Annotated in this window: 26 protein-coding genes and 2 tRNA genes; 2 read left to right on the top strand and 26 right to left on the bottom strand. The window is 66.9% G+C overall.

Going from position 1 to position 26,157, the window contains the following annotated elements; translation table 11 throughout:
• Nucleotides 1-23: 23 nt before the first annotated feature.
• The 6 genes from C8J39_RS08010 to C8J39_RS07985 all read right to left on the bottom strand — a co-directional run bounded on the left by C8J39_RS08010 (nt 24) and on the right by C8J39_RS07985 (nt 6,789).
• Nucleotides 24-812 carry a formate/nitrite transporter family protein gene (locus C8J39_RS08010; protein WP_120300004.1) on the bottom strand — a complete coding sequence of 263 codons (789 nt, stop codon included), beginning with the start codon at nt 810-812 and terminating at the stop codon, nt 24-26.
• The gene (locus tag C8J39_RS08005; protein WP_120300003.1) at nt 809-3,181 is read right to left on the bottom strand and encodes an FdhF/YdeP family oxidoreductase; all 2,373 of its coding nucleotides are present in this window, start codon (nt 3,179-3,181) and stop codon (nt 809-811) included. The genes C8J39_RS08010 and C8J39_RS08005 overlap by 4 nt, the downstream gene beginning before the upstream one ends.
• Nucleotides 3,182-3,361: 180 nt before the next feature.
• Nucleotides 3,362-3,438 (bottom strand) — tRNA-Met (locus tag C8J39_RS08000).
• Nucleotides 3,439-3,504: 66 nt separating this feature from the next.
• Nucleotides 3,505-4,023, bottom strand: coding sequence for a 2'-5' RNA ligase family protein (locus tag C8J39_RS07995; protein WP_120300002.1), 519 nt, complete (start codon nt 4,021-4,023; stop codon nt 3,505-3,507).
• A gap of 145 nt (nt 4,024-4,168) precedes the next feature.
• Nucleotides 4,169-6,067, bottom strand: a complete 1,899-nt coding sequence (locus C8J39_RS07990; RefSeq protein ID WP_404969329.1) for a potassium transporter Kup — start codon at nt 6,065-6,067, stop codon at nt 4,169-4,171.
• A 281-nt stretch (nt 6,068-6,348) separates the two neighbouring features.
• Nucleotides 6,349-6,789 carry an Lrp/AsnC family transcriptional regulator gene (locus C8J39_RS07985; RefSeq protein WP_120300001.1) on the bottom strand — a complete coding sequence of 147 codons (441 nt, stop codon included), beginning with the start codon at nt 6,787-6,789 and terminating at the stop codon, nt 6,349-6,351.
• A gap of 127 nt (nt 6,790-6,916) precedes the next feature.
• On the opposite strand from C8J39_RS07985, the gene ald reads away from it, so the two are divergent.
• Nucleotides 6,917-8,023 carry an alanine dehydrogenase gene (ald, locus tag C8J39_RS07980; protein ID WP_120300000.1) on the top strand — a complete coding sequence of 369 codons (1,107 nt, stop codon included), beginning with the start codon at nt 6,917-6,919 and terminating at the stop codon, nt 8,021-8,023.
• Between the two features lie 51 nt (nt 8,024-8,074).
• A complete protein-coding gene (locus tag C8J39_RS07975; RefSeq protein ID WP_056058060.1) occupies nt 8,075-8,293 on the top strand; it encodes a DUF3072 domain-containing protein in 219 nt (72 codons plus the stop codon).
• A gap of 42 nt (nt 8,294-8,335) precedes the next feature.
• Here C8J39_RS07975 and C8J39_RS07970 read toward each other — a convergent pair whose 3' ends face one another.
• The 20 genes from C8J39_RS07970 to C8J39_RS07875 form a co-directional block, all read right to left on the bottom strand.
• Nucleotides 8,336-9,064: a hypothetical protein gene (locus C8J39_RS07970; protein WP_243649795.1), complete on the bottom strand. Its 729-nt coding sequence runs from the start codon at nt 9,062-9,064 to the stop codon at nt 8,336-8,338.
• Complete coding sequence (locus C8J39_RS07965; RefSeq protein ID WP_060524959.1) at nt 8,980-9,363, bottom strand: cytochrome c-type biogenesis protein; 384 nt, start codon at nt 9,361-9,363, stop codon at nt 8,980-8,982. Before C8J39_RS07965 ends, C8J39_RS07970 begins: the two co-directional genes overlap by 85 nt.
• Nucleotides 9,364-9,497: 134 nt before the next feature.
• Entirely contained in the window at nt 9,498-10,025 is a 528-nt protein-coding gene (locus tag C8J39_RS07960) for a DsbE family thiol:disulfide interchange protein (protein WP_120300473.1), read from the bottom strand.
• Nucleotides 10,022-11,935, bottom strand: coding sequence for a heme lyase CcmF/NrfE family subunit (locus C8J39_RS07955; protein ID WP_120299998.1), 1,914 nt, complete (start codon nt 11,933-11,935; stop codon nt 10,022-10,024). Before C8J39_RS07955 ends, C8J39_RS07960 begins: the two co-directional genes overlap by 4 nt.
• The gene (ccmE, locus tag C8J39_RS07950) at nt 11,932-12,378 is read right to left on the bottom strand and encodes a cytochrome c maturation protein CcmE (protein ID WP_120299997.1); all 447 of its coding nucleotides are present in this window, start codon (nt 12,376-12,378) and stop codon (nt 11,932-11,934) included. The genes C8J39_RS07955 and ccmE overlap by 4 nt, the downstream gene beginning before the upstream one ends.
• Before the next feature lie 97 nt (nt 12,379-12,475).
• Nucleotides 12,476-13,201 (bottom strand): heme ABC transporter permease CcmC, encoded by a 726-nt coding sequence (ccmC, locus tag C8J39_RS07945; RefSeq protein WP_120299996.1) that lies wholly within the window; start codon nt 13,199-13,201, stop codon nt 12,476-12,478.
• Nucleotides 13,202-13,427: 226 nt separating this feature from the next.
• Entirely contained in the window at nt 13,428-14,477 is a 1,050-nt protein-coding gene (locus C8J39_RS07940; RefSeq protein ID WP_120299995.1) for a Glu/Leu/Phe/Val dehydrogenase dimerization domain-containing protein, read from the bottom strand.
• 111 nt (nt 14,478-14,588) lie between these two features.
• Nucleotides 14,589-14,665 (bottom strand) — tRNA-His (locus C8J39_RS07935).
• Between the two features lie 66 nt (nt 14,666-14,731).
• Complete coding sequence (gspN, locus tag C8J39_RS07930) at nt 14,732-15,457, bottom strand: type II secretion system protein N (protein WP_120299994.1); 726 nt, start codon at nt 15,455-15,457, stop codon at nt 14,732-14,734.
• Nucleotides 15,454-15,930 carry a type II secretion system protein GspM gene (gene gspM, locus C8J39_RS07925; protein ID WP_120299993.1) on the bottom strand — a complete coding sequence of 159 codons (477 nt, stop codon included), beginning with the start codon at nt 15,928-15,930 and terminating at the stop codon, nt 15,454-15,456. Before gspM ends, gspN begins: the two co-directional genes overlap by 4 nt.
• On the bottom strand, nt 15,927-17,012 hold the full coding sequence (gene gspL / locus C8J39_RS07920; RefSeq protein WP_120299992.1) for a type II secretion system protein GspL: 1,086 nt from the start codon (nt 17,010-17,012) through the stop codon (nt 15,927-15,929). The genes gspM and gspL overlap by 4 nt, the downstream gene beginning before the upstream one ends.
• A complete protein-coding gene (gspK, locus tag C8J39_RS07915) occupies nt 17,009-18,007 on the bottom strand; it encodes a type II secretion system minor pseudopilin GspK (protein WP_243649791.1) in 999 nt (332 codons plus the stop codon). The genes gspL and gspK overlap by 4 nt, the downstream gene beginning before the upstream one ends.
• Nucleotides 17,994-18,677, bottom strand: coding sequence for a type II secretion system minor pseudopilin GspJ (gene gspJ / locus C8J39_RS07910; RefSeq protein ID WP_243649789.1), 684 nt, complete (start codon nt 18,675-18,677; stop codon nt 17,994-17,996). The genes gspK and gspJ overlap by 14 nt, the downstream gene beginning before the upstream one ends.
• Nucleotides 18,674-19,078 carry a type II secretion system minor pseudopilin GspI gene (gspI, locus tag C8J39_RS07905; RefSeq protein ID WP_120300471.1) on the bottom strand — a complete coding sequence of 135 codons (405 nt, stop codon included), beginning with the start codon at nt 19,076-19,078 and terminating at the stop codon, nt 18,674-18,676. The genes gspJ and gspI overlap by 4 nt, the downstream gene beginning before the upstream one ends.
• Nucleotides 19,068-19,553: a GspH/FimT family pseudopilin gene (locus tag C8J39_RS07900; RefSeq protein ID WP_279388812.1), complete on the bottom strand. Its 486-nt coding sequence runs from the start codon at nt 19,551-19,553 to the stop codon at nt 19,068-19,070. The genes gspI and C8J39_RS07900 overlap by 11 nt, the downstream gene beginning before the upstream one ends.
• Nucleotides 19,554-19,557: 4 nt before the next feature.
• Nucleotides 19,558-19,998 carry a type II secretion system major pseudopilin GspG gene (gene gspG, locus C8J39_RS07895; RefSeq protein ID WP_082444053.1) on the bottom strand — a complete coding sequence of 147 codons (441 nt, stop codon included), beginning with the start codon at nt 19,996-19,998 and terminating at the stop codon, nt 19,558-19,560.
• An 8-nt stretch (nt 19,999-20,006) separates the two neighbouring features.
• A complete protein-coding gene (gspF, locus tag C8J39_RS07890; RefSeq protein ID WP_120300470.1) occupies nt 20,007-21,233 on the bottom strand; it encodes a type II secretion system inner membrane protein GspF in 1,227 nt (408 codons plus the stop codon).
• Nucleotides 21,234-21,404: 171 nt separating this feature from the next.
• A complete protein-coding gene (locus C8J39_RS07885; protein ID WP_120299989.1) occupies nt 21,405-22,925 on the bottom strand; it encodes a GspE/PulE family protein in 1,521 nt (506 codons plus the stop codon).
• Nucleotides 22,926-23,101: 176 nt separating this feature from the next.
• Complete coding sequence (gene gspD / locus C8J39_RS07880; protein WP_120299988.1) at nt 23,102-25,315, bottom strand: type II secretion system secretin GspD; 2,214 nt, start codon at nt 25,313-25,315, stop codon at nt 23,102-23,104.
• A complete protein-coding gene (locus C8J39_RS07875) occupies nt 25,312-26,094 on the bottom strand; it encodes a type II secretion system protein N (RefSeq protein WP_310793808.1) in 783 nt (260 codons plus the stop codon). Before C8J39_RS07875 ends, gspD begins: the two co-directional genes overlap by 4 nt.
• Nucleotides 26,095-26,157: the final 63 nt, after the last annotated feature.

The following is a 26,157-nucleotide window of genomic DNA, read 5'->3' as shown; positions in this document are numbered from 1 at the left end:
GATGCGGCCAGGCAAAGGGTAACTTATTTTGCTGCGAGGACGGGGTCGGTCTTTGCCGCGGCAAGGTAGCCGACGACGACGAACACCAGCCCGCCGATGATGTTCCCGACGCTGACGATCGCAAGATTGCGGACCATGCCAGCGATATCGATCGACGGGTTGGGCACCATCAGACCGAGCGTCAGCGCGGTCATGTTGGCGACCGAATGCTCAAACCCGGCCGCGACGAAGGCGAGCAGTATCCACGCCATCGCGATGCACTTCGCGGCGTCGCCCGTCATCCGCGCCGCGGTCCAGATCGCGAGGCACACCAACCAGTTGCAAAGGATCGCACGCGCCAGCAGCGCGACCGCGCTCGCCTCGACCTTGTGCTGGACATAGGCGTGGAACATCGTGTCCGCGTTGGCGAACACCGCGCCGCCGCCGCCAGCCGCGAACACTGCCGACAGGACTAATCCACCGATCAGGTTACCGACCCATACAACGATGGTCAGCTTCACGGCTTCTGCGACGGTGATCGTCCGCTTTGCCAAGCCGAAGCCCAGATACATCACATAGCCAGTGAACAGTTCAGCCCCGGCAAAGACGGTCAGGATGAGCCCGAGCCCGAAGGTCGCGCCCATCACCAGCGGTCGTACGCCGGGTTCGAGACCTGAGCCCGTGCTGAGCGCGAGGATCATCGCGATGCCGATATACGTGCCCGCGAGGATCGCGCCCGCGAAGAACCCCGCAGGAGAGCGCCGCAACGCCTCCGCCTTGGTCGCCGCTAGGGTCGCATAGGTGTCGATCGTCGACGAATAGCCGGTGCTCATGCGGGTACTTTACTCTCGTGCCCGACGATTCCCGCGCGCACCACACCGCGATCCGAACCCATGTCGGCGGCGGCGGGACGGACGGTCACCGGGATGGATTTGTAGGACGGGGTGAAGCTCTGCGGATCGTGATCCTCGAGCGCGATCAGCGGCTGCGTCTCGGGGTAGTAGGAAGCGACGCAACCATTGGGCAGCGCGTAGCGGACCAGCATCAGTTTTTGCACGACACGGTCGGGCCGCGCGAACTGGAGCGCGGTGGCGATGTCGACGACGTCGCCCTCCTTGTGCCCGAGCCGCGCCATGTCGCGCTCGTTCATGAACAGGATGTCGCGGCGCCCGAACACGCCACGATAGCGATCGTCGAGGCTATAGACGGTGGTGTTGTACTGATCGTGCGCGCGGAGCGTGGTGAGCCGCAGCACGGTCGGATCGCCTGCGCTCTCGTCCTCCTCGACGCCCTTCGCGACGATGAAGTTCGCCTTGCCGCTGTCCGTCTTCCATTCGCGCATCGCGGCCGAGTTCGGCAGGTGGAAGCCGCCCGGCTTACGGATACGTGCGTTATAGTCGGCGAACGCGGGGAAGACCGCCTCGATCTTGTCGCGGATCAGGCTGTAGTCGCCGACATACGCATCCCAGTCGATCTCGATCGGCGTGCGGCCCTTGGCGGCAAAGGTCGCTTTGGCGATCTCGCCGACGATCCAGATTTCGGACTTCACGTTGTCGCCCGGCGGCATCAGGAACCCGCGCGAGGCGTGGACCATCGACATCGAATCCTCGACCGTCACCGATTGTTGCCCGGTCGCCTGCATGTCGAGTTCGGTCCGGCCGAGACACGGCAGGACGTACGTCGCCTTCGCCATCAGCAACTGCGTGCGGTTGAGCTTGGTGGTGATGTGGACCGCGAGGTCGAGGTTGCGGAAGCCCTCCGCGCACGCCTGCGGATCGGACGAGGCGATCGCGAGGTTGCCGCCGAGGCAGACGATCGCCTTGGCGTGGCCGTCGCGCATCGCGGCGATGCTCTCGACCACCGAATGGCCATGCTCGCGTGGCGGCTCGAACCCGAACACGTCGCGCATGTTGTCGAGCAGCAGGGGCATCGGGCGCTCGGTGATGCCGACGGTGCGGTCGCCCTGGACGTTGCTGTGGCCCCGCAGCGGACAGATGCCCGCGCCCGGCTTGCCCATGTTGCCGCGCAGGAGAAGCAGGTTCGCGATCTGCTGGACGTTGGTCGTGCCGGTGCGGTGCTGCGTGACGCCCATGCCGTAGCAGCAGATCGTCGACTTCGACTTCGAATAGGCAAGCGCGACCTCTTCCAGGTCACTGCGGGAGAGGCCGCTGGAGCGCTCGATATCCGCCCACTCGGTGGTCGCGAGATCGGCGATGTAGGCGTCGAGCCCGGCGGTATGCTCGGCGATGAACGCGTGGTCGAGCGCGGGTTCGCCACCCGACACCTTGGCCGCCTCGTTGAGCGCGACCAACGCCTTGGCGATGCCCTTCAGCGCGGCCGCGTCGCCGCCGACCTTCACCTGGTAATAGCTGCTCGCGATCGGGGTTGCCGACATCGTCGCCATCTCGACCACCGACTGCGGCGATTCGAAGCGCTCGAGCGAACGTTCCTTGAGCGGGTTGAAGACGATGATCTTGCCGCCGCGCTTCGACACTTCGCGCAACGTCGCCATCATCCGCGGATGGTTGGTGCCGGGGTTGTGGCCGATCGACAGGATCAGGTCGGCGTGGTCGAAATCCTCGAGGCTGACGGTGCCCTTGCCGATCCCGATCGACTTCGGCAGCCCGACCGAGGTCGCCTCGTGGCACATGTTCGAGCAGTCGGGGAAGTTGTTGGTGCCGTAGAGCCGCACGAACAGCTGGAACAGGAACGCCGCCTCGTTCGAGCAGCGGCCCGAGGTGTAGAACTCCGCCTGATTGGGATCGGGGACGGCGGCGAGACCTGCGCCGATCTCGCGCATCGCGTCCGCCCAGCTCACGACGTCATAGTGATCGGTGGCGGCATTGTAGCGTAGTGGCTCGGTGACGCGGCCCTGGTCCTCGATCCAGTGATCGCTCTGCTTCCAGATGTCGGACACGCTGTGCGCGGCGAAGAAGTCGGCGCCGATCGTCTTGGCGGTGGATTCCCACGCGACGGCCTTTGCACCGTTCTCGCAGAATTCGAACGAGGAGGTATGTTTCGGGTCGGGCCATGCGCAGCTCGGGCAATCGAAGCCGTCGGGCTGGTTCGACTTGAGCAGCGTCTGGCCGCCGCGGACGACGATCTGCTGCGCCTTGAGCGAGACGGCAACCGCCTTCAGCGCGCCCCAGCCACCAGCCGGACCCGCATAATCGGCAATCCCATCAGGGCGTTTGTTGCGCATACTCGTATCTCCCGAACGGCCGGGCCGACGCGTGCGCCCAAGATGCGGCACACTGGCTGACCATTAACCCAAGGCAATAGAAGCGCATTTTGCGATTGCGAAGACGAGTTTCCCGCACTTGGTGATCGCTTGCGTCGGTCTGCGGGGATGTGCCGGCAGCGCTGCGCGCCAGGTCTGAAATGGTAGCGAAGGAGGGACTTGAACCCCCGACCCCAGGATTATGATTCCCGTGCTCTAACCAACTGAGCTACTTCGCCGTACCGTCCGTCAGGGAAGCGTTCTTCCCTGCGAGGCGCGGCCTATAGGAAGCGGTTTCGAGGCGGTCAAGCGAACATGTGCCGGGAAATCGCTTCCCATGGCCCGCCGCGATACCACCAGGCGCCTAGACCGGCGATTTCGACGTCCCTCGCGGTGAAATCGCGTTGCAGATTGGCGAGCAGAAGCTTGGCGACTTGCGGGCTGACCTTGTTCTGGATCGTGACGTGCGGACGCCAGCCGCCGGCGTCCTGAGGGGTGAGCATGCCGGTGAACGCGTCCGCGAGGCGCGCGCGAATGCCGACGAGTTCGGGGGACTCGATCCGGTAGGCCACACCCCGTCCTAGCGACATCAGGCCGCCCACACGGGCCTGTGGAGCACGGATGCCGCGTGTTTCCTGGTTGAGGCGGTGCTTGAGCTCGTCGAGGCCCGAGGGCGGCAGGTGGTGGAACAGCGTCAGGTGCGCGTCGAGCTGGTTGCGCTCGGGCGGGAAATGCTCGCGGCGCATCGAGTCGAAGAACGCGGTGTCCTTGCGGCCGAACAAGGCGGTGACGATGATCGGGGCTACTTCGGTGGGGCCGGTCATCAGATAGACACCTCCCCGGCGAAGGCCGGGGTCCAGTTGGGAATTGTCGATGACGGACGTGGCGCTTCGTTACTGCAACCTTTCCGACTGGACCCCGGCCTCCGCCGGGGCGGTGCAACTTTGGCGGAGCGTATGGGGTAGATCATCAAATCTCGACCTGGCTACCCAGCTCGACCACGCGATTCGTCGGCAGGCGGAAGAACTCCATCGCGCTTTCCGCATTGCGCAGCATCCACGCGAACAGCTTCTCTCGCCAGATCATCATGCCGGGCTTGTCAGACGCGAGCAGCGTCTGGCGCGACAGGAAGAAGCTGGTGTCCATCATCTTGAAGTCCGCACCGCAATTATGGACCTGGCGCAGCGCGGCGGGCACGTCGGCGTCCTCCATGAAGCCGTAGCGCAGCACGAGGCGGTGGAAGCCGTCGCCAAGCTCCTCGCGCACCGCACGGTCGTTGGCGGGCCAGTAAGGCTGGCCGACGATCTTCACGGTGAGCAGGATGACGCGCTCGTGCAGCACCTTGTTGTGCTTGAGGTTGTGCAGCAGCGCGTGCGGCACGCCGTCCGCGGTCGAGGTCATGAACACCGCAGTCCCAGGCACGCGCGACGCCGAGCTTGCGGCCGAGCCGATGAACACCTTTATCGGCATCGCCGCCTCGTGCATCCGGTCGATCATCAACTGCCGCCCCTTCGACCAGGTCGTCAGGAAGGTGAAGATGATGAACCCGACCAGCAGCGGGAACCAGCCGCCGGCGGGTACCTTGGTCAGGTTGGCCGCGAAATAGGCGCCGTCGACCGTGAAGAAGATGGCCAGCAGCGGGATCGCCGCGATCTTCGGCCAGTTCCAGAGGCGGAACAGCACCACCCCGAGCAGGCATGTGTCGATGAACATCGCGCCGGTCACCGCGATTCCGTACGCGCTCGTCAGGTTCGACGAGGTGCGGAAGAACAGCACGAGCAGGATCACCATCACCATCAGCGCGCCGTTGACGAGCGGGATGTAGATCTGGCCGGCGGTCGAGGCGCTGGTGTGCTCGATCCGCAGGCGCGGGATGAAGCCGAGCTGGATCGCCTGCTGCGTTACCGAGAACGCGCCGGAGATGACCGCTTGCGAGGCGATCACCGCCGCCATCGTCGCGAGGATGACGAGCGGTAGCTGGAGGCTTTCGGGGGCGAGGTTGTAGAACGGGCTCACGAGCGCCTCGCGACCATCACGAAACAGCAGCGCGCCCTGCCCCATATAGTTGAGGATCAGCGCGGGGAGCACGAAGAACAGCCACGACAGGCCGATCGGCTTGCGGCCGAAATGGCCCATGTCCGCGTACAGCGCCTCCGCGCCGGTGACCGCGAGGACGACCGAGCCCAGCGCCAGGAACGCTCGCTCGGGATCGATGATGAAGAACTCGACGGCGTAGTGCGGCGACAGCGCCCAGAGCACCTCGGGGGTCTGGACGATGCTGAGGATGCCGAGCACCGCGATGACGCTGAAATACACCAGCATGATCGGCCCGAACACGAGGCCGATACGCGCGGTACCGCTTTTCTGCACCCAGAACAGCCCGATCAGGATGACGATCACGATCGGCAGGACTAGGCCGCCGAAAGCGGGCGCGGCGACGGCGAGACCCTCGACCGCGGACAATACCGAGACCGCGGGCGTGATCATGCTGTCGCCGTAGAACAGCGCCGTCGCGAAGACGCCGAGCAGGATGATGCCCTTGCTCCAGCGCTTCGTCTTGGTCTTGCCCGAGACGAGTGCGAGCAGCGCGAGGCTGCCGCCCTCGCCCTTGTTGTCGGCGCGCATGATGATGATCACGTACTTGACCGTCACGACGATCATCATCGACCAGAACATCAGGCTGATGACGCCCATGATGTGCGCCGCGTCGAGCGCCAGCTTGTGGTGGCCGGCGAAGGTCTCGCGGAAGGCGTAGAGCGGGCTGGTGCCGATATCGCCGAAGACGATGCCGATCGCACCGAAGGCGAGCTTCAGCATGCCGTCGGAGTTATGATGCCCCGTCTCGAGATCGAGATTGGCGGGTGGCACGGTCGAGGCCGCGGCGGTCTGGTCGACGCTCACTGGACGATGAATCGACCCGGAAGTGCAGCAATACTCATCGAATTTCCGATTTCACCCTGTGCCCCAAGCGCGCGCATTTAGCATGCGGGGTAGAGGGCGGCAACGGCGGGGCGGGCAACGTGGATTAACTGGGTCGGAATGGACCCGCGCTTGAGGTGAGAACACTCCGGTTCTCCTGCGAACGCAGGAGCCCAGGGTAACAGGCGCTGGTGTTCTTGACCCTGGGTTCCTGCGTGCGCAGGAAGACACTATCGCCTGATCACCTCACGAATGACGAAGTGCGACGCCAGCCGCGTCACCCCGGGCAGTTGCGACAGTGTCTCGCGGTGGATGCGCTCGAACGTCTCGCCGTGGCGGATCTCGACGTGAAGCATGTAATCCGCTTCCCCGCTCATCAGGAAGCATTGCACGACCTGCAGGCACTCGACGATCTCTGCCTCGAACGCCGCCATCGTCTCCTTGCGCTGATCCCGCAGTGTGACGTTGACAAGGACGATGCTGGGATCGCCCCGCGCCGCTTGCGACAGCACCGCACGATAGCCGGTAATCGCGCCGCTCTCCCGCAATTGCGCGACCCGGCGATGCGCGGCGCTCGCCGACAGTCCGACCGCGTCGCCAAGCTCCGCGCTGGTTAGGTCGGAATTGGCGGCGAGCAGGTCCAGAATCCTGCGTTCGATCGTGATGCTCAAGATTATCCCGTTTCGACGGCAACAGATGCAATCATCTTGCAGATGCGGTAACGCACCACGACCAGTTTGCGAACCCTTCCCGTCCAAGGCGCGCTACTATCGCGCAAACGATAATGGAGTGGAATCAATGCGCGTCGGTGTCCCCAAGGAAATCAAGAACCACGAATATCGCGTCGGCCTGACCCCGCCGTCGGTCGCCGAACTGGTCGCTGCCGGTCACGACGTCGTCGTCGAGACGCAGGCCGGCTCCGGCATCGATTTCGAGGACCAGGACTATGTCGACGCAGGCGCGACGATCCTGCCGACCGCCGCCGCGGTATTCGCCGGCGCCGACATGATCGTGAAGGTCAAGGAGCCGCAGCCGAGCGAGATCGCGATGCTCGAGCCGCGCCACCTGCTGTTCACCTATCTCCACCTCGCCGCGGACAAACCACAGGCCGAGGGGCTGATGAAGTCCGGTGCGACCTGCATCGCGTACGAGACAGTCACCGACAACCGTCGCGGCCTGCCGTTGCTCAAGCCGATGTCGGAGGTCGCGGGCCGCATGTCGGTGCAGGTCGGCGCGCATTATCTCGAGAAGGAGCAGGGCGGACGTGGCGTGCTGCTCGGCGGCGTCCCCGGCGTCGCGCCGGCCAAGGTCGCAATCCTTGGTGGCGGCGTCTCGGGCGTCAACGCGGCGCAGATGGCCGTCGGCATGCGCGCCGACGTGACGATCTACGACATCTCGAACGATCGCCTTGCCGAACTCGACATGTTTTTCTCGAGCCAGATCAAGACCGCCTACGCCTCGAAGGCCGCGATCGCGGCTGCGGTCAAGAACGCGCATCTGGTGATCGGCGCGGTGCTGGTGCCGGGGGCCGCTGCGCCCAAGCTCGTCACGCGCGAGATGCTGAAGACGATGAAGCGCGGCTCGGTGCTGGTCGACATCGCGATCGACCAGGGCGGTTGCTTCGAGACGTCGCACGCCACGACGCATGAGGATCCGGTGTTCGAGGTCGATGGCGTGATCCACTATTGCGTCGCCAACATGCCTGGCGCGGTCGCGCGCACCTCGGCGTTCGCGCTGAACAACGCGACGCTGCCGTTCGCGCTTAAGCTGGCAAACCTCGGCGCCGAGGCGGCAATGAAGGCCGACCCGCACCTCGCCAACGGACTGAACGTCTACAAGGGCAAGATCGCGTACAAGGCGGTCGCCGATGATCTAGGTTTACCTTACGAAGCTTGGACTGGCTGACGCGGGAACGGATACGGAACATGGGTGTTGGACAGGGGAAAGGAATTTCCAATGTCCGACACCCCGAACCCCAAGTCCGAACCATTCTCGAACGCCGAGAAGGATCCGGACGACTGGACCACCGGCGACGAGAAGATGACCGGTGCGCAGGCTAGTTACCTCAAGACGCTCTCTGAGGAAGCGCATGAGGAATTTGACGAGACGCTGACCAAGGCGGATGCGTCGAAGAAGATCGACGAGCTGCAGTCGAAGACCGGCCGCGGGCAGTAAGCGCTTCATCCCGTCATTCTAGGTTGCCCCAGGATGACGGGATTATTTTTGACCTGCGTTCGGCGTATCCTGCATAGCCAGAAACCGATCCAGCAACGCGAGCCGAGTGGCGATCTCGCCCCGATATGAGATGTTGGCCGGCGTCAACGCCAGTGCCCTTGCCCAATATGGCCGAGCCGTCGCGAACTCGCCCGCCCGCACATATGCCAACCCCAGAAAGAACGGCGGAGCAGGATGCCTCGGCGCCAACCGCATCGCCTGCTGGAACGCGAACAAAGCGGGAGGAGAAACCTGGTTGGCATCATGCGCCGCCAGCGCGTTGGCGAGCCCGGTCCACATCACCACGCTCTTCGGGGCGATCCTGAGCCCCCCGAGCAATACCTGCACAGCCGCGCGACGGTCGCCGATCCGCGTCATCGCGTCCGCCGCAACCAGATACGCTGCCGCGCCTGTATACCGCTCGAGCATCTGGTCGCGCAGTTCGAGCATCGCGGTGTCGTCCGGCGTCGCTGCAAGCCCGATCGACACTTCATGGCCGGCAAGCCCTGGCTGCCCCTGCCACGCATACCCCGCCGCACCGAGCATCAGTGCCGCCGCGACCATCGTCCAAAGAACGCGGTTCACCTTCAATACTGCGAGTAGCGCAAACGCTCCAACCCCGATCGCGGCCAGCCAGACGTACCCCATCAGCGTGTCCTCCGCCGAAAGCTCGACCGCGCGATCCAGCCGCCGATGCCGAGCAGCAGGATCGGCGCTAGCCACAACGGCCATGTCAGACCGGATAGGGGGGGGTCATAGGTCACGTAATCGCCGTAGCGCGCGATCAGCCAGTCTCGGATCGACGCCGGCTTCTCGCCGCGCTCGATCCGCTCGCGGACGAGCGCGCGCATGTCGGCCGCCATGTCCGCATCGCTGTCGGCGATCGATTGGCCCTGGCAGACGAGGCAGCGCAGCGTTTCCATGAGCGCTCGGGCGGAGGCTTCCTTGGCTGGGTCGGTGAGTTGTACGTTGGCGTAATGCGCTGGTGGAGTGACCGGCTGGGCGAAGGCCGGCGAGATGCAGAGCAACAGCGCGGCAACGACCTCCCCTCCCGCTCGCGGGAGGGGTCGGGGGAGGGCATGACGCGCGCGTGCGGTTGGTGAGGCATGAGAAGCCCCTCCCCTAACCCCTCCCGCAAGCGGGAGGGGAACTTGGTTACGCACCCTCACCGCGCGTCCTTCACGGCTTGCACGATCTCCGCGACATTCTCCGGCCGGATATCGCCGATGATCTGCTTCACGACGATCCCGCGGCCGTCGATCACGAACGTCTCCGGCACGCCAGACGAGCCCAGCGCCAACTGCACCTGGCTGGCCCGATCGCTGCCGATACGCTCGTACGGATCGCCGTTGCGGCGCAGGAACCCGGCGATCGCCGGTGCAGTGTCGCGGATCGCGATCGCGTCGATCGGCACGCCTATCGCCTTCAGGTGCATCAGTTGCGGCGCCTCGGCGATGCACGGGATGCACCAGCTCGCGAAGACGTTGAGCAACCGCGGCTTGCCCTGCCGGAACGACGCGCTGGTCAGGCCCGGTTTGCCGGGGACCATCGCCGGCAGCGCGAAATCGGGGAGCGGCTTGCCGACCATCGCCGATCGCACCACCTTTTCCGCGGGCCGGAACAGCCCGCTTGCTACCACCGCGAACAACAGCGCGAAGATCGCCAGCGGCGCCCAGAGTGCGAACCGTTTCACGCCCATTCAGCCCGTATCGCAGCCCGTCGCTCGCGGAGCACCCGACCGATCAGCGACAGCATACCGCCGAGCGCGATCAGCACGCCACCGAACCAGATCAGCGTCACGAACGGCTTCCACCAAAGGCGAAGCTGCCAGCGCCCCTGCCCGTCCGGCTGCCCGAGTACGGTATAAAGCTGGCCGTCGAGCACCGTGAGGATGGCGGATTCATTCGTGCTCGTCGGCGGGTTGGCGAAGAAGCGGAGTTGCGGGCGCAGGATGCTCTGGCTGCCACCGCGTGTCGCGGTGAGCCGCGCTTCCAGTGCCGACCAGTTCTCGCCGATCACCGGCGAAATGCCGTCGAGCGTCACGGTGTATGGCCCGACCCGCGCCGGCTCGCCTGCGCGCACCGCGACCAATGTTTCCTTGGTGAACGCGCTGTCCGACGCCATCCCGGCGAGGCTGACCGCGATACCGAGATGTGCGATGACCATGCCGTAGGTAAAGAGCGGCGTGCGCCTCAGATTGCGCTTCCACAGAGGCGCGACGCTGGCGACGGCGAGCCCGGCGGCCAGCGAAAGCCCGGCCCAAGGGAGCACGCCCGGCCAGACGAACAGAAGTGCGATGGCCGCGACCAGCGTCGCGCCGATCGGCAGCATCACGCGCCGGAGCACCGCCTTCGCATCGTCGCGGCGCCAGCGCAGCAGCGGCCCGACGGCCATTACCGCGACGAGAAGCAACGCGATCGGCCCCGCCGCCTTGTTGAAGAACGGCGGCCCGACCGACAGCTGCACGCCGAAGCTGGCCGCGACGATCGGATAGAGCGTGCCGATCAGGACGATCCCGAGGATCACCGACAACAACAGGTTGTTCGCGACCAGCCCGCCCTCGCGGCTGACAGGATCGAAGGTCGTGCCCGCGCGGACGGTGCCGATCCGCGCGGCGAACAGCGCGAGCGCTCCGCCGATGTAGATCGCGAGCAACGCGAGGATGAACGCGCCGCGCTCCGGATCGACCGCGAAGGCGTGGACGCTCGTCAGGATACCCGAGCGGACCAGGAACGTGCCGATCATAGACATCGAGAACGCGACGACTGCCAGCATGATCGTCCACGCGCGCAAGCCGTCGCGGGTCGCGAGAACGGTCACCGAATGAAGCAGCGCGGTGGCGGCGAGCCACGGCATCAGCGAAGCGTTCTCGACCGGGTCCCAGAACCACCAGCCGCCCCAGCCCAGTTCGTAATAGGCCCAATACGACCCCGCGGTGATGCCAAGCGTGAGGAATATCCAGGCGATTAGCACCCAGGGGCGCATCGCTTTCGCGAACGCTGGCCCTACGTCACGCGTGACGAGCGCACCGACCGCGAACGAGAACGCGACCGAGAGGCCGACATAGCCGGTATAAAGCGTCGGCGGGTGAAACGCCAAGCCGGGGTCCTGCAACAGCGGGTTGAGCCCGAGGCCGTCGGCAGCAGCGGGATTGAGCCGCGCGAACGGGTTCGAGGAGAACAGCAGGAACGCGTAGAAGCCGAGCGCGATCGTCGCCTGCGCGCCGAGCGTGGCGGTGAGCGTGCGTTCGGGCAGCGAGCGCTCGAAGATCGCCACTGCCCCGCCGGCCAGCCCGAGGATCGTTACCCAGAGCAGCATCGAGCCCTCGTGATTGCCCCAGGCGCCGGCGAACTTGTAGAGCCACGGCTTGGCCGAATGACTGTTCTCGACGACCAGCTTCACGGACATGTCGGAGTCGAGGAACAGCTCGATCAGCAGCGCCATCGCGAGCAGTGCGAGCAACCCCTGGACGATCGCCACCGGCCGGACCGCCGCCGCGACGTCTTCACGACCGCGTGCGATGCCGATCGCTGCCATTACGAGCTGCAACGCGGCCAGGGCGCCCGCGAACCAGAGCGCGGCGAGGCCTGCTTCGGCGATCATTGCTTGGCGTCCGGTTCGAGCGTCTTGGTCTCGTGCATCTTGCCGGCCATCTCCGGCGGCATGTATTTCTCGTCGTGCTTGGCGAGCAGGTTCGACGCGACGAAGCTGCCGTTGGACTGGAACTGGCCTTCAGCGACGACGCCCGATTTCTCGCGGAACAGGTCTGGGACGATGCCGGCGAAGACGACGGGGGTGGTTGCCTGGCCGTCGGTGACGGTGAAATGCACGGTGATGCCGTCCGCGGCGCGTTTTACCGAGCCACCTTCGACCATCCCGCCGAGCCTTACCGCGCGGCCGAGCGGCAGGCCGTCGCGGCGCACGTCGGAGGGTGCGTAGAAGAACGCGGCCTGATCTTTCAGCGCGGACAGCGCGAGCAGGCCAGCGACGACGACCGCGCCAAGCGCCAGCAGTGCCAGCGTCAGGCGTTGATGCTTGGCCTTCATTTTTCTGCCCTACGCATAGCCAGATAGCTCAGCAACGCGATGATCGCGCCGCCTCCTAGCGTCACGACATACGCGGCAGTCACGAACGGCCAGGGGTTCATGCGCGCGCCATCCGGCGCATGCGAGCTTCGGACTTCGCCACGGCCAGCATCGTCCGCATCCGCATCAACACGATCCCGGCGAACACGAAGGTGAAGCCGGCCAGCATGATTGGCAGCGGCCAGAGGATCGAGCCGTCGATCGTCGATTGCGTGAGACCGATGCTCGGCCCCTGGTGCAGCGTGTTCCACCACACCACCGAATAGCGGATGATCGGCAGCAGCACCGACCCGGCGATCCCGTAGAGCGCCGGGACGCGCCCGTCGCCGCCGCGATCCGCATCGGCCTTCGCGAGCGCCATGTAGCCGAGATAGACGAAGAACAGCAGCAGCATCGACGTCAGCCGGCCATCCCATTGCCACCACGTTCCCCAGGTCGGCCGTCCCCAGATCGAGCCGGTCATGAGACATAGCGCCGCAAACACCGCACCCGGCAGCGCGATCGCGCGCGCGGCGACGCTGGCGAGCGGGTGGCGCCAGACGAGGAACATGATGCTGGAAATCGCGATCCCGCTCCACCCGCCCATGCCGAGCCAGGCGGCGGGGACGTGGATGTAGAGGATGCGGACCGTCTCGCCTTGGAGATAGTCGGGTGGGGTCTGCGTGAGGCCTGCCCAACACCCCAGCACGATCAGCGCGACGCCGGCCCAGAAGAGCGCTGGCGTCAACGGCTTGGCGATCTTCAGGAAGCGCGCGGGGTTTGCGAAGGCGTGTAGGGTGGCCACTAGTGGTACCACTATGGCAACAATACGAGGCTGTCACCTTGGACTTCAGCCCTTCTCCCCGTCGGGGAGAGGGAGGCGCCCCCCCCCCCGTACGCCGTCATCCTGACGAAAGTCAGGATCCAGGGTCGCAGAGGGCGACGCTTAGTTACTCTGGATCCTGACTTTCGTCAGGATGACGGGAGTAATCGGAGCGCGCGCCCTCAGCACGAGCGAAGGCCGCTTGGATTCAGCGGCCAATCAGGCGCTTGGCGATCGAGTCCGACACGTCCGACGCGGGCTGGCCGGTACGGTCGCTTTCGTTCCAGACCTCGATCAGGCGCTCGGGGATGCGCGCGATCCGGGCCTTCACCTCGGCCTCGTCGCCGTGACCCAGATACTCCAGGCCGACGTTGATGATCCCGCCTGCGTTGATCACGTAATCCGGCGCATACAGGATACCGCGAGCATGCAGCCGCGCACCGTCCTCGCGGACGCTCAGCTGGTTGTTCGCACCACCCGCGACGACCTTCGCCTTCAGCGCCGCGATCGACATCTCGGTCAGGATCGCACCCAGCGCGTTCGGGCTGAAGATATCCGCCTCGGACGTCAGGATCGCCTCGGCCGCCACCGCGGTCGCGCCGAGTTCGCCGGCCAGCTTCTGCGCACGGCCCTCGTCGACGTCCGCCAGCGTCAGCACCGCGCCGTCCTTGGCCAGCAACCGCGCGAGCCCGCCGCCGACCGAACCGACGCCCTGGATCGCGACGCGCACGCCCTTCATGTCGGTCGCGCCGAGGCCACGCTGGGCCGCCGCCTTCACGCCGAGATAGATGCCGAGCGCGGTGTACGGCCCCGGATCACCACCCGCAGCGCCGCTCGCGACCGGCAGGCCGGAGACGTAGCGCGTCTGGCTGGCGATCACCTTCATGCGGTCTTCGGACATGCCGACGTCCTCGGCCGTCACGTAGCGCCCGCCGAGCGAGTCGACCGCGCGACCGAACGCCTCGAGCTGGGCGGTCGTGATGACGTCGCCCGGCTTTGCCGCGAGGACCACGCCCTTGCCGCCGCCGAGCTCCAGGCCCGCCATCGCGTTCTTGAAGCTCATGCCGCGCGACAGGCGCAGCGCGTCGGTCACCGCGCGGCCGTTGTCGGCGTAATGCCAGAAGCGTGCGCCGCCGGCTGCCGGCCCGAGCTTGGTCGAGTGCACCGCGATCACCGCGTGCAGCCCCGATTCGGGATCGGTGAAGGCATGAACGCCCTCGTGGTCGTCGAAATCGGGAAGGTCCCAAACCGCTGTCATCGCCGGCTCCTGAGGAGAATAAAATTACCGGGGAGCGAAATATTATTTTCCAGCCGGTTTTACCAGCCCAAAGCGCTCACGTTGGGGAGGCTCGGAAAAATAATGGGAAAATGGGGCGACCGACGGGACTTGAACCCGCAACATCCGGCATCACAAGCCGACGCTCTAACCAATTGAACTACGACCGCCGCGTAGGCATCGCCCCCTAGCGGGGGTCGCCGGGCGGCGTCAACCGTCGACTTGCCAAAAAGACGTCAAAAACGTCCCTCGATGGCGAGCTTGTACCCGTTCGGGCCGCTCACGAAGCCCGCCTGCTCGAGCTTCTGGACCGCTAGTGGATCGGACGGACGCAGCGACAGCTCGGCGCGGTAGGTCCCTGCCCCCTCCATCCGGAGCGCGATGCTCTCGGTCCCGGACTGGCTCGCCAGCGGCAGCAGCAGCGCCGTGCCGTCGCACCGTGCAGTGCCGCTCACCGACTGCGGCAAGGTGATCCCGCCGACGTCACCCGCCAACGTTGCGCGGACGCGGCCCTCGGCGGCTTCGCACTGGCCATCGCGGAAGCGGACCGAGACGTCTTCGAGGTCTAGCGCCGAGACGGGCACCGGCGCGAACAGCCGGCCGGTCGCGACCGTGGCGGTCATGTGGTCGACGCCGAAGCCGTGGCGACTGACGCTCGCCGACCCGCGCAACGGCTTGGCCGACACCGATTCGGGACCGGCGAAGACGATCGTCGCGCGGCCGACCAGCAGCGGCAACGGCGACAGCCGCGCGTGCAGATCGCCGAGCGCGAGATCGCCGAACCGCGCCTCGGTCAGCGTCGCGCCCCAGATCGTCCCCGACACGCGCCGCGCGACCAGCCCCTCGTCGCCGACGCCGACCCAGCCGAGCACCGCGCGCATCGGCAGGAAGACGATCAGCGCGATCAGCAGCATCCCGCCGAACAGCGCGGCTGGGCCGGTACGCAAACGAATCCGCCTCATGCCGCGCGTGCCTTCAACGTGAGCGCGACGCCGACGGTCTTGTCCCCCTTGTCGGTCATCGCCACCGAATCGACGAGGATGCCGAGCCGTTCGAGCCGCGCGAGCCACGCGACCAGCGCCGCGGGGCGCGCCGACTGGATGCCGACGCGCACCCGGCTCGCGCCGTCCTGGTCGAGCGAGGCTAGCGCGAAGCCTGCCTGGTCCGCTTCGGCACGCACCGCATCGGCGAGCGTGCCGGTCAGTGGCGTGGCGCGGGTCCGCTGGATTTCACGCAACGTCGCGACTTGCGCGCGCGTCTCGCCGAGCCGGGTGACGGCATCGGCATGACGCTCGCGCGCGCTCGACAGGCCGTCGCCGACCGGGCGGATGATCAGCGCCCACAGCAGCGTGAGGACCGCGAGCCCCGCCATCACGAGCAGCAGCCGCCGCTCCCTGAGCGAACGACCTTCGAACCAGGTTTTCAGTCCGGTCATCGTCCGCTCTCCGGGCTGATCGTGAGTTCCCCCGTCACGCGGCCGGCTGCTGCCTGGAACACGCCGGCGCGGACCGAAAAGCCGGCGGCTTCGAGCGCGCGCTTCAGGTCGGTCGCCAAGGCTTCGCGTTCGACCGCCACCGACAGGCGCAGATCGCCGTTCGCCTGGAAATCGAGCGCGGTGACTTCGGTGCCGGGCGTCGCACGTACCGCCGCGAAGACCGCCGCGGTCGTACTGGTGAAGCCGAGCCCCGGACCTCGCACGCGCGAAAGACGCTCGTCGAGCTGGCGGCTGGCGTCCACGACCGTCTCGCCGCGCGGCAGGCCAGTGACCGCCACGGTGTCGGCTTCCGCCTCCAGGGCATCCGCGCCGAAGCTGTACTTCGCGATGCGGACGAGTGAGATCGCGAGGGTCACGGCGAGGATCGTCAGCGACAATAGCGCCAGCCGACGGATCAGCCCCCAGTCGATCGTGAACCTTCGCCGCCGCGCGAACGGCCCCTGTCGAAGATCCAGCGGGGGCGACGCGACGGCGGCAACGATCGCCGCCTCTAGCGTGTCGCGGTCGATCGTCGCGGGCGCGGTGCCGCCGGTCACCAGCTCCGTCAGTCGCGCCTCGTCGGCGAACCCGCTGGATGTGCCACGCACGACGCCGCTGCCCGCAAGCTCCGCCCGCGCGTAGCCCTCTTCGGGTCGCGGGAGGAGCATCGGTGCGGGAATGACGGCGACCGGGTCGACGCCTGCCTCCGCCAGCATCAGCAGCCAGTCGCGCATCTTCGCGGCACCGACGACGCCGATCGGTCGATCGCTCGCGCCTTCGTCCCCGACTGCGACGTGGAGTTCGGCGAGTGGCGATGCACTCGCCTCGCTCGCCAGGATACGCGCGGCCGCCGTCGCCTGCGCCGCAGACCGCGACGGCAGTTCCGCCCAGTGCAGCGTCACGGCGTCGGCAGGCGCGACCGCGATCGTCTCGTCGTCGATCGCATCGGGGATACCCTCCCCCTCCCCGACCACGCGCGCATCCGCAACGCGCATCCAGCGATATCCGGTCTCGCCGGCGGGAAGGAACAGCAAAGTCGTCATGATGGCTCGCCCCATTGCCGCGATACGAGCTGCGCGGGAAGCCGGTTCGCGTCGATCAGCGCACGTTCCTGCATTTGAGTGGTGCCGAGCGTCACGTCGATATCGAGCGTGAACCACTTCGACAGCACCTGCGCGTCCACGCCGGGCGCGATGTTGGCGGCGCCGAGCAACGACGCGCCCTTCTGCATTTCGTCGAACGTGGCGTAGCCCTGCACCGGTCGCCGCAGCAGCAATTGCTGCGCGGCACCGACCGACAGCGTATCGGGATACATCATCGCCAACAGCACGCTCTGTTCGGGCAGCAGCGTGTTGACGTTGATCGGCGAGGGCCTGGCGAACGGCAGCGTGCAGATCCACGGGCGGATCTTCGTATAGATCTCGGGCGTCATCCCGGCGATCGCGCGCAGTTCGCTCGGGTCGCTCATCAGCGTGCCGGCGGTGCGGTACGACGGCACGCGACCGATATACGCACCGTCCTCGGCCCCCATCGGTTGCTGATCCTGATCGCTGTCGATCCAGTCGGTCGTGCCCGCCGCGACCTGTTCGGCGACCTGCACGGGTACGTCGAGCAGCCGCATCAAGCGGACGAACTGCGGTCGGACGTCACCGCGCGCGACGTATACGCCCAGGGTCGTCATGCCGACGAGAGAGTTCAGGTTGAAGCAGTTCGCGCCGTCGCGGACGCGCGCGGTCGCGAAGCCTCCGGGTACCGGCAGACCGAACGGGGTGTTGCTCCAGCCGCCGGCCAGCGTGACCCGCGTGGGCTTTGGCGCGAGCAGGTTGGAGACGCGGGTCAGTGCCATCGTCTCCGCCGCAAGCGCATAGGCGCGCGCCTGCTCGCCGGTCGCGGCGTTGCTCGCGAGCCGGGTCGACAGCCGGAGTTTTTCCAGCGCGGCCCCGGCCATCACCGCGATGATGGCTACGAGCATCAGCACGGTGAGCAACGCTGCGCCCCGCTCTTTCCCGCGTCGAATGCCGAGATCAGGTTCGCGCACCGGGCGTCTCCTGTCCCGGAGGGGTGCCCGCTGGTGGCGTGACGGGACCCGTTCCATCGGAGGGCGCCGGGATGTAACTGGTGCCGACGAGGAACATCTGGCGGAACTGCGTCCCGTCATCGCGCTGGACGGTGAGCTCCATCGCGTCTGGCAACGGCCTGCCGCTCGCGCCATCCCATCGATCGCTCCAGGCGCCCGCGATACGATAGCGGAGTGCGATCTGGCGGACATGCGTGAGGAGCGCGGCAGGCGGCAGCGGCTGCGCACCGTCGACCATCGGATAGGCGATCCGCTGGAGCGCGCCGCCATCGACGCGGTAGGCGACCTTCTGCATGCTGGAGCGCGCCGCACCGTCGATATTGCTCCAGCCGGCGCGGACCAGGCGGAGCATCGGCGTGACGCCCGACCCGCTTTCGCCGATGAACGCGGGGACGCTGGTGCCGGCCTCGTCGCGGGTAGCGCGGTTCGATGCCTGGGCGAGATCGGCGGACAGGATCGACATCGTCCGGGTGAGTGCGCTGATGTCGTCGAGCTTCGCACCGGTCGAACTCTGCGCCTTCACGCTGAACGACAGGATGGCCACGCCGGCGGCGGCGATCATGCCGAAGATCATGAGCGACACCATGACTTCGATAAGCGTGAAGCCGGCCTCGGTTTTCGGAGGCGTCACATCACCATCCGCGGCGCGGGTCGCACCATCGTCAGGCGGCCGAGCTGCGTGCCGGTCCGGTCGGCGACCGCCACGTCGATCCGCAGCACGCTCGATCCGCCGAGCGCGCTGACCTGCCGCGTCCACGTCCAGGGCTGGCCGCCGTTCGTCTCGACGCCGGTGACGCGGCCTGCGGTCGGTGGCTGCGCGCTGGTGACCGCATCGATCGCGACGTTGCGCGCGACCATCTGAGCGACCAGCGTTTCGTCGAGGATCGATGCGCCGCGGATCGTCGCGCTTTCCAGACGCACGAGCGCCATCGCCGCGAGACTGAAGACTGCCAGCGCGACCATGATTTCTATCAACGTGAAGCCGTGTTCGGCGTAACGTCGACGAGGGGTGAAGCCGCGCTCAGCCCGCATCGGCTCTTACGCTACCGTCGGCGTCGATGTGGACGGTTGCCGCCACCCCGCCGCGATCGAGGCGGATCTCCGCGGGGCGATCGACGAGGCCGGTCGGGTCGAACGTCACGCGCAGGCGGCCGGTGGTGTCGCCGATGCTGGCCCTGGTACCTTCGTTCCAGCGTTCGACGCGCATCGGTTTCTCGGCGATCGGCGTCCAGCCGCCTGCCAGCCGCCGGTCGAAGCCGTAGCCGCCGCCGCTGATCCAGACGCTCACCGGACGTGCTTCGACGATCGCTGAATCGTGCGCGGCGCGGGTGCGCAGGGCGAAGCGCGTTGCCTCGTCGAGCACGCGGCCGCGCGGGTCCGGCATGACGAGCACGGCCACAGCGGAGGCCAAGCCGATGATCGTGACGACGACCATCAGCTCGACCAGCGTAAAGCCACTTTCGCGTCTCCGCGAAAGTGTCCCCGCGCAGGCGGGGACCCAGTCCAAGGACCTATTGCCAGCTGCCGATATCGGCATCGATCCCCTCGCCGCCTTCCTTGCCGTCCGCGCCGAAGGTCCAGACGTCGGCCTCGCCGTGCGCACCGGGCGAGGCATAGAGATACGGGCGACCCCAGGGATCGTTCGGCAGCTTCTTCAGATACCCGCCACGCTGGTACCGCGATGGATCGGCGAGACCCGCGGGTGCCGAGACGAGCGCGTTCAGCCCCTGCGTGGTGTTGGGGAAGGTCATGTTCTGCAGCTTGTAGAGCTCCAGCCCGCCCTCGATCTGCGCGATGTCGGCCTTCGCCTTCTGGATCCGCGCAGTGTCGCCCGAGGGCAGCACGTTGAGCGCGACGATCGTCGCCAACAGGCCGATGATGACGATCACGACCATCAGCTCGACGAGGGTAAAGCCAGCCTCGCGGCGCTTCTTTTTATCTTCGGGACGCATACGAAACCTCATTGTCCGGCCAGCGTGTTGAGCTGGAGGATCGGGAGCAGGATGGATAGCACGATCGTCGCGACGATGCCGCCCATCACGACGATGATCAGCGGTTCGAGCAGCGAAAGTGCGGTGGCGGTGAAACGGTCGAACTCGCGTTCGAGATAATCGGCGGCGCGTTCCAGCATTTCATCGAGGCGACCTGCCGCTTCCCCGCTCGCCGCGAGATAGGTCAGCAGCGGCGGGAAGACGCCGGCGCGGCGCATCGCGGCGGAGAGCGAACCACCGCCGCGGATCGCGTCGACGATCTGGTCCGAGGCGAGGCGGAGGCGGCGGTTGTGGATCGTGCTGGCGGTCAGGTTGAGGCCGTCGAGCAGCGGCAGGCGACTCGCGACCATCGTCCCGAGCGTGCGGGCCATGCGGGCCGCGTGAAGGTCGCGGATCAGGCGGCCGAGTAGCGGAATGCGGAGCAGCCAGCCGTCGAACGCGAGCCGGAGCGTCGGGTCCTTGAGCGCGCGCCATCCGGCCAAACCACCACCGACGACGATCAGCAGCATCACCCACCAGTATCCGACGAGGAACGCCGAGAACGCCATCACCATCCGCGTGAGCAGCGGCAGTTGCTGGCCGACCGTGTCGAATTGCTCGACGACCTGCGGCACCACGAACATCATCAGCGCGGTGACGACGCCGAACGCCACGAGCGCGAGGATCGAGGGGTAGGCGAGCGCGGTGATGAGCTTGCCGCGGATTTCGGCCTGGCGTTCGAGCAGCGCTGCAAGGCGGTCGAGGATGGTCGGCAGCGAGCCGGAGCTTTCGCCGGCGGAGACCATCGCGCGGTAGAGCGGGGGGAAGCTTTTCGGTTCGCGCGCCATCGCGTCGGCGAGGCGACGGCCTTCGACGACGCCGGCGTGGACGTGCTGGACGATCGTGCGGACGCTGTCCTGTTCGGTTTGCCGGGTGATCGTGCGGAGCGATTCTTCCAGTGGCGAGACGCGGTTCAGCGTGGCGAGCTGGCGGGTGAAGAGCGTGAGGTTCTTGCCCGACATCTTCGGCGTGCCGAGCTGGAGGCCGAACAGCGGGCGGCCCTTGGTTGCCTGTGGCGGCGCGCCGGGGGTGATCTTCACAACGTAGAATTTGCGCGCATCGAGGGTGGCGCGGGCAACGTCGATGTCGGCGGCGGCGACGTGGCCGCGGCGTTCGGCGCCCTTGGTGTCGATCGCGATATAGTCGAAGTCCGCCATCATCCTCCCCTGCAAGGGGAGGGGGACCGCCGCGAAGCGGTGGTGGAGGGGGCGTGCCGCGAACGCTGCGTTGAGTTGCTGGCGGCGTACGGCCGGTGATGCGAGCGTGGTGAGCCCCCTCCACCAGCTTCGCTGGTCCCCCTCCCCGTTCCGGGGAGGATTTTTAGGGCGTTATGCAACTACTGTATCCTCGACAACTTCGGTCGTGTCGCGGCGGGATACTCGGACGGCTTCTTCGGCGGTGGTTTGGCCGGACAGGACTAGATCGCGCGCGGACTGGGCCAAATTCGGGGACTTCGCAAACGCGTGCGCGGTGATCTCCGATTCGTGCCCGTCAGTGTTGATCAGGCGGCGGATGGTGTCGTCGATGCGGACCGCTTCGAACACACCGATGCGCCCCTTATAGCCGGTCTGGTTGCAGTCTTCGCAGCCTTGCGCGACGTAGACCACAGCGTCGGGGGCGATGCCGAGCAGTGGGGCTACCGTGTCCGAGGCGGGCACGGCCTTGCGGCACGTTGGGCACAGGCGGCGCACGAGCCTCTGCGCGATCACTGCGCGCAACGTCGAGGCGAGCAGGAAGCTCTCGACCTTCATGTCGCGCATGCGGGTGATCGCGCCGATCGCGTCGTTGGTGTGGACCGTGGACAGCACGAGATGGCCGGTTAGCGACGCCTGCACCGCGATCTCGGCGGTCTCGCGGTCGCGGATTTCGCCGACCATCACGACGTCTGGATCCTGCCGGAGAATCGCGCGCAGTCCCGCCGCGAAGGTCAGGCCGACCTTCGGGTTGACCTGGGTCTGGCCGACGCCGTCGACCGCGTACTCTACCGGATCCTCGACGGTCAGGATGTTGCGGCTGCCGTCGTTGAGCAGGCGCAAGGCGGCGTAGAGCGAGGTGGTCTTGCCCGAACCGGTCGGGCCGGTGACGAGGATGATGCCGTTTGGCTCGCTCAGTGCTTCGTTCAGCAACGCGAACAGCACGGGTGGCAGGCCGAGCGCTTCGAGATCGATGCCAGCATTCTCCTTGTCGAGGATACGCAGCACCACGCGTTCGCCTGCGCGGCTCGGCAGTGTCGAGACGCGGACGTCGAGCAGCTTGCCGCCCAGCGTCAGCCCCATGCGGCCGTCCTGCGGCACACGACGCTCGGCGATGTCGAGGCGGGCCATGACCTTGATGCGGCTGACGACAACCGGCGCGACGTTGGGCGGCATCCGCAGCGTTTCGCGAAGTACGCCGTCGATGCGCATGCGGACGACGAGGCCGGTCTCATACGGCTCGATGTGGATGTCGGACACGCCGTTTCGCGCGGCGTCGGCGATGATGCCGTTGATGAGGCGGATCGCAGGAGCGTCGTCGGCGGTGTCGAGCAGGTCCTCCGCGGTCGGCATGTCGCCGGCGAGCAGGTCGAGTTCGTCGCCCATGCCGACCGCGGCGAGCGCGTTGGCCTGGCCGTCCATCGCGTAGACGTTCGACAGGAGGCGGTCGAACGCGATCTGTTCGACGAAGGTCACGTCGAACGGGCGGGCGAGGTAGCGGCGGAGTTCGAGCAGGACTTTCGGGTCGGCGCCGGCACGCATGGCGATGGTGAGGTGCGAGTCCGTGTCGGTGTGGTCGACGACGACGCCGAACTTTCGGGCGAACGCGTAGGGGATGGTGATCTGGGGGATATCTATCTCACCCCCCTCCCGCATGCGGGAGGGGCCGGGGGTGGGCTCGCGCTCCGCGTCGAGAGCGTCGCTGGAGATTAGCGCAAGTCTTCCCCCTTCTTCGAACGTGTTATTCGAGGAAGGCGCGAGCCCACCCCCGGCCCCTCCCGCTTGCGGGAGGGGGGAAGGAAGAGCGTCGATCTCGTGGCCTTCGCGGATGATCATTTCTTGGGTCGCACGACCATTGTCGAGGTGCGTACCGGGACGGCAATACGCGGGTCTTCGATGTTGCCAGGGATCGGTGCGCTCGGGATCGGCGGGGCGGCGCCCATGTAATCGCGGACGAGTTGGTCGATCGATGGCTCCGCGCCCGGCTCCTGCAGGCCCTGTTGCAGGCGGACATAGCCGTAGCGCTGCTCGGTCAGCTTGCGGCTGTCCTCCGCGGTGCGCAGGATCGTCGGACGAATGAAGATCATCAGGTTGGTCTTCGACCGCTGCTTCGCCTTCGAGGTGAACAGGTGGCCGAGCACGGGGATGTCGCCGAGCAGCGGGATCTTCTCGATCGTGCGGCGCTCATTGTCGTCGAGCAGGCCGCTGATCACCGCGATCTGGCCGTCGTCGACGGTGCGGACGGTTTCCACCTCGCGCTTGTTGAGGATCAGGTCGCTATTGTCGCTCGACACCGGGCCGGCGATCGAACTGACCTCGAGGCGGAGGTTGAGCTTCACGGTGCCCGACGAGTTGACCTGAGGACGCACGGTCAGTTCGATGCCGACATTCTGCCGTTGCGTGGTTCGGAAAGCGTTGTCGAAATTGGTACTGAGCGCCTGCCCCGTGGTGATCGGGATCTCCTGCCCGACGAGGCTGTGCGCCTCCTGGTTGTCGAGCGTGACGAGATGCGGGACCTGGAGCAGGTTGGAGGTCGTGTCGCTCTTCACCGCGTTGATGATCGCGCCGAAGAAGGTGCTGCCGATCTTCCCGCCGAAGCCGCCAAAGCCGCCCGCGGCAGCGAGGATCGACGCGATTGCCGACTGCTGAAGCGTATCGGCAGCCGGACTGGTGGTGTTGGTGGTCGTCGTGCTGCCATCGGTATTGGTCGTCGTGGTGCTCGACGTGTTGAGCTGGGTCGCGCCGATCGCGCCGGCGATCTGCAGGATGTTAGGGGCGGAGTTCGAGAAGGTCGATGCACCGAACGCGCCGCCGCTGGGATCGCCGACGATGAACTGCGCGCCGAGCGTCTTCGCGGTCGAATCGGACACTTCGGCGACGATCGCCTCGACCAGCACCTGTTCGCGGCGCGTGTCGAGCTGGCGGACGACCTCGTTCAACTGGCGCTGTATCTCGGCGGGTGCGGCGATGACGATCGCGTTGGCGCCGGCGAAGCGCGTGACGACCACGGCCGACCGGCCAGCAGACGTGATCGCGGCTTGGCCGGAGCCGGACGCGCCGCTCGGCGACGGTCCGGATTGCGGGATCTGTGGTTGCGAAAAGTTCGACTGTCCGCCCGACGCGCCGTTGGTGCTGCTCGACCCGAAGTTCGAGCGCGACAACGCCGTCTGCACGGGCTGCGTCGGGGTCTGGCCGACGAGTTCCTGCAACACCGGCAGCAGCTGCTCGGCGTCGGCGTTCTCGAGGAAGACGACCTTGATCTCGGTACCGTTGCGCGCCTTCTGGTCGAGGTCGGCGGCAACCTGCGCGAGGCGGGCGACGGTGGTCGGATCACCGCGTAGCGCGACCGCGTTCGAGCCTTCGACTGCGACCACAGATGCGCTCGGGCCGGCGGCGGCACCACCGCCCTGCCCGCCCTGTCCGCCGCCCGTGCCGGCGCCGATGAGCCCTTGGAGCGCAGTCGCGATTTCCTTCGCACTGGCGTTCTTCAGCGCGACGACGCGAGTGGAGGATGTGTCGGTGTCGATCCGGCGGAGGACTTCGCGGATGCGGCGGATGTTGTCGGCGAAATCGACCACGACGAGGCTGTTGCCGCCCCGGTTCGCGCTGACCGAGCCTTGCGCGCTGACCAGCGGGCGAACCGTCTCTACAGCGGACTGTGCGTCGATCGCGCGGAGTCGGATGATCTCGGTGACGTAGCTGTTGCGTGCGGCGCCTGCGACGCCGATCCGGCCCGGCTGCGAAGCGGCGTTGTCGAGCGGCTGAACGCGGAACGCGCCGCCCGAGGTCGGCACCGCGACGAGGCCGTTGGCGCGCAACGTCGAGAGGAATATCTCGAAATATTCGGAGCGCGACAACGGGCGATCGGTGACCACCGTAACCTTACCAGCGACGCGGTTGTCGATGATAAACGTGCGCCCGGTGACTTTGGCGGCGTCGGCGATGAACGCGCGGATATCGGCATCGCGGACGTTGAGCGTGGTCTGGGCATGGACGCCGGCCGCCAGCGCGAGAGCCACGACGGGGCCGAGAAACAGTTTTTTCATTGAGGGGGCGCGATCGTGATGGCGAGCGGCAGGGTATCCTGGCCGCGTTCTACGGTGATGGGGACGTTGCCGCCGCCCGCGAAATCCTTGGCGATGCGGTCGAGATCGCCGGGACCGGAAACGGGCCGCCCGCCGATCGAGGTGACGACGTCGCCGTCCTTGAGCCCGGCCGAGCGGAACGCGTTGCCCGAGCCTTGCGAGCGGACGGTGAGCCCGCTGATGCGGCCGCCGTCGATGCGGGGGATGAAGCCGATCTCGCTGCGCAACTGCGCGACGGGGATGCCGACGACGGGGGTAACGGCACCGGGCGTACCCGCCGGTGCCGTGCCCGGGACGACCGGCGTGACGGCGCCCGACTGGTCGAGGAACAGGTCTTCGTCGGCACCGCCGCGGTCGATCGTGACGTGATCGAACGCGACCGCCTTGAGACGCACGCCGGGCTGGATCTCGTCGCCGACCGCAACGCTCTGCTGGACGCCGTCGGGACCGGCGATGATCGCGGAACTGCGGCCCATCGCTTCATCCATCCGCGTGCCGAACAGGGTCAATTGGAGCGACGTGACAGTGGCGGGTGCGCCGGCCGCGCCACCAAGGCGGAAAAACGGATCGAAACCGCGCAGGATATCGGCTGGCGAACCCACCACCGCAGGCGCGGCCGGACGCCAGTCGCCGAGCGGCGTGATCGGCGTCACGATCGTCCACGCCAGCCGCGCGCACTGCACCGCCAGCCCGGCCAGCAGCGCGAGTTCGACGACACTATAGACATTCACGACGGGCATACGCCGCAAGATACGGCGCGCCCGCGCGTCCAGCTTCAATCGCATCCGCGACCCACCCCAATT

This window comes from Sphingomonas sp. PP-CC-1A-547 (assembly GCF_003610375.1).
GTDB lineage: Bacteria > Pseudomonadota > Alphaproteobacteria > Sphingomonadales > Sphingomonadaceae > Sphingomonas.
This window is presented reverse-complemented; position numbering and strand designations above follow the sequence as displayed.

Excerpts from the sequence above, each read along its gene's own strand:
- C8J39_RS08010 (WP_120300004.1), bottom strand. The coding sequence starts at position 812 with ATGAGCACCGGCTATTCGTCGACGATCGACACCTATGCGACCCTAGCG.
- C8J39_RS08005 (WP_120300003.1), bottom strand. The coding sequence starts at position 3,181 with ATGCGCAACAAACGCCCTGATGGGATTGCCGATTATGCGGGTCCGGCT.
- C8J39_RS07995 (WP_120300002.1), bottom strand. The coding sequence starts at position 4,023 with ATGACCGGCCCCACCGAAGTAGCCCCGATCATCGTCACCGCCTTGTTC.
- ald (WP_120300000.1), top strand. The coding sequence starts at position 6,917 with ATGCGCGTCGGTGTCCCCAAGGAAATCAAGAACCACGAATATCGCGTC.
- C8J39_RS07975 (WP_056058060.1), top strand. The coding sequence starts at position 8,075 with ATGTCCGACACCCCGAACCCCAAGTCCGAACCATTCTCGAACGCCGAG.
- C8J39_RS07970 (WP_243649795.1), bottom strand. The coding sequence starts at position 9,064 with ATGGCCGTTGTGGCTAGCGCCGATCCTGCTGCTCGGCATCGGCGGCTG.
- C8J39_RS07955 (WP_120299998.1), bottom strand. The coding sequence starts at position 11,935 with ATGATCGCCGAAGCAGGCCTCGCCGCGCTCTGGTTCGCGGGCGCCCTG.
- ccmE (WP_120299997.1), bottom strand. The coding sequence starts at position 12,378 with ATGAAGGCCAAGCATCAACGCCTGACGCTGGCACTGCTGGCGCTTGGC.
- C8J39_RS07940 (WP_120299995.1), bottom strand. The coding sequence starts at position 14,477 with ATGACAGCGGTTTGGGACCTTCCCGATTTCGACGACCACGAGGGCGTT.
- gspN (WP_120299994.1), bottom strand. The coding sequence starts at position 15,457 with ATGAGGCGGATTCGTTTGCGTACCGGCCCAGCCGCGCTGTTCGGCGGG.
- gspM (WP_120299993.1), bottom strand. The coding sequence starts at position 15,930 with ATGACCGGACTGAAAACCTGGTTCGAAGGTCGTTCGCTCAGGGAGCGG.
- gspL (WP_120299992.1), bottom strand. The coding sequence starts at position 17,012 with ATGACGACTTTGCTGTTCCTTCCCGCCGGCGAGACCGGATATCGCTGG.
- gspI (WP_120300471.1), bottom strand. The coding sequence starts at position 19,078 with ATGCGGGCTGAGCGCGGCTTCACCCCTCGTCGACGTTACGCCGAACAC.
- gspG (WP_082444053.1), bottom strand. The coding sequence starts at position 19,998 with ATGCGTCCCGAAGATAAAAAGAAGCGCCGCGAGGCTGGCTTTACCCTC.
- gspF (WP_120300470.1), bottom strand. The coding sequence starts at position 21,233 with ATGGCGGACTTCGACTATATCGCGATCGACACCAAGGGCGCCGAACGC.
- C8J39_RS07885 (WP_120299989.1), bottom strand. The coding sequence starts at position 22,925 with ATGCGGGAGGGGGGTGAGATAGATATCCCCCAGATCACCATCCCCTAC.
- gspD (WP_120299988.1), bottom strand. The coding sequence starts at position 25,315 with ATGAAAAAACTGTTTCTCGGCCCCGTCGTGGCTCTCGCGCTGGCGGCC.
- C8J39_RS07875 (WP_310793808.1), bottom strand. The coding sequence starts at position 26,094 with ATGCCCGTCGTGAATGTCTATAGTGTCGTCGAACTCGCGCTGCTGGCC.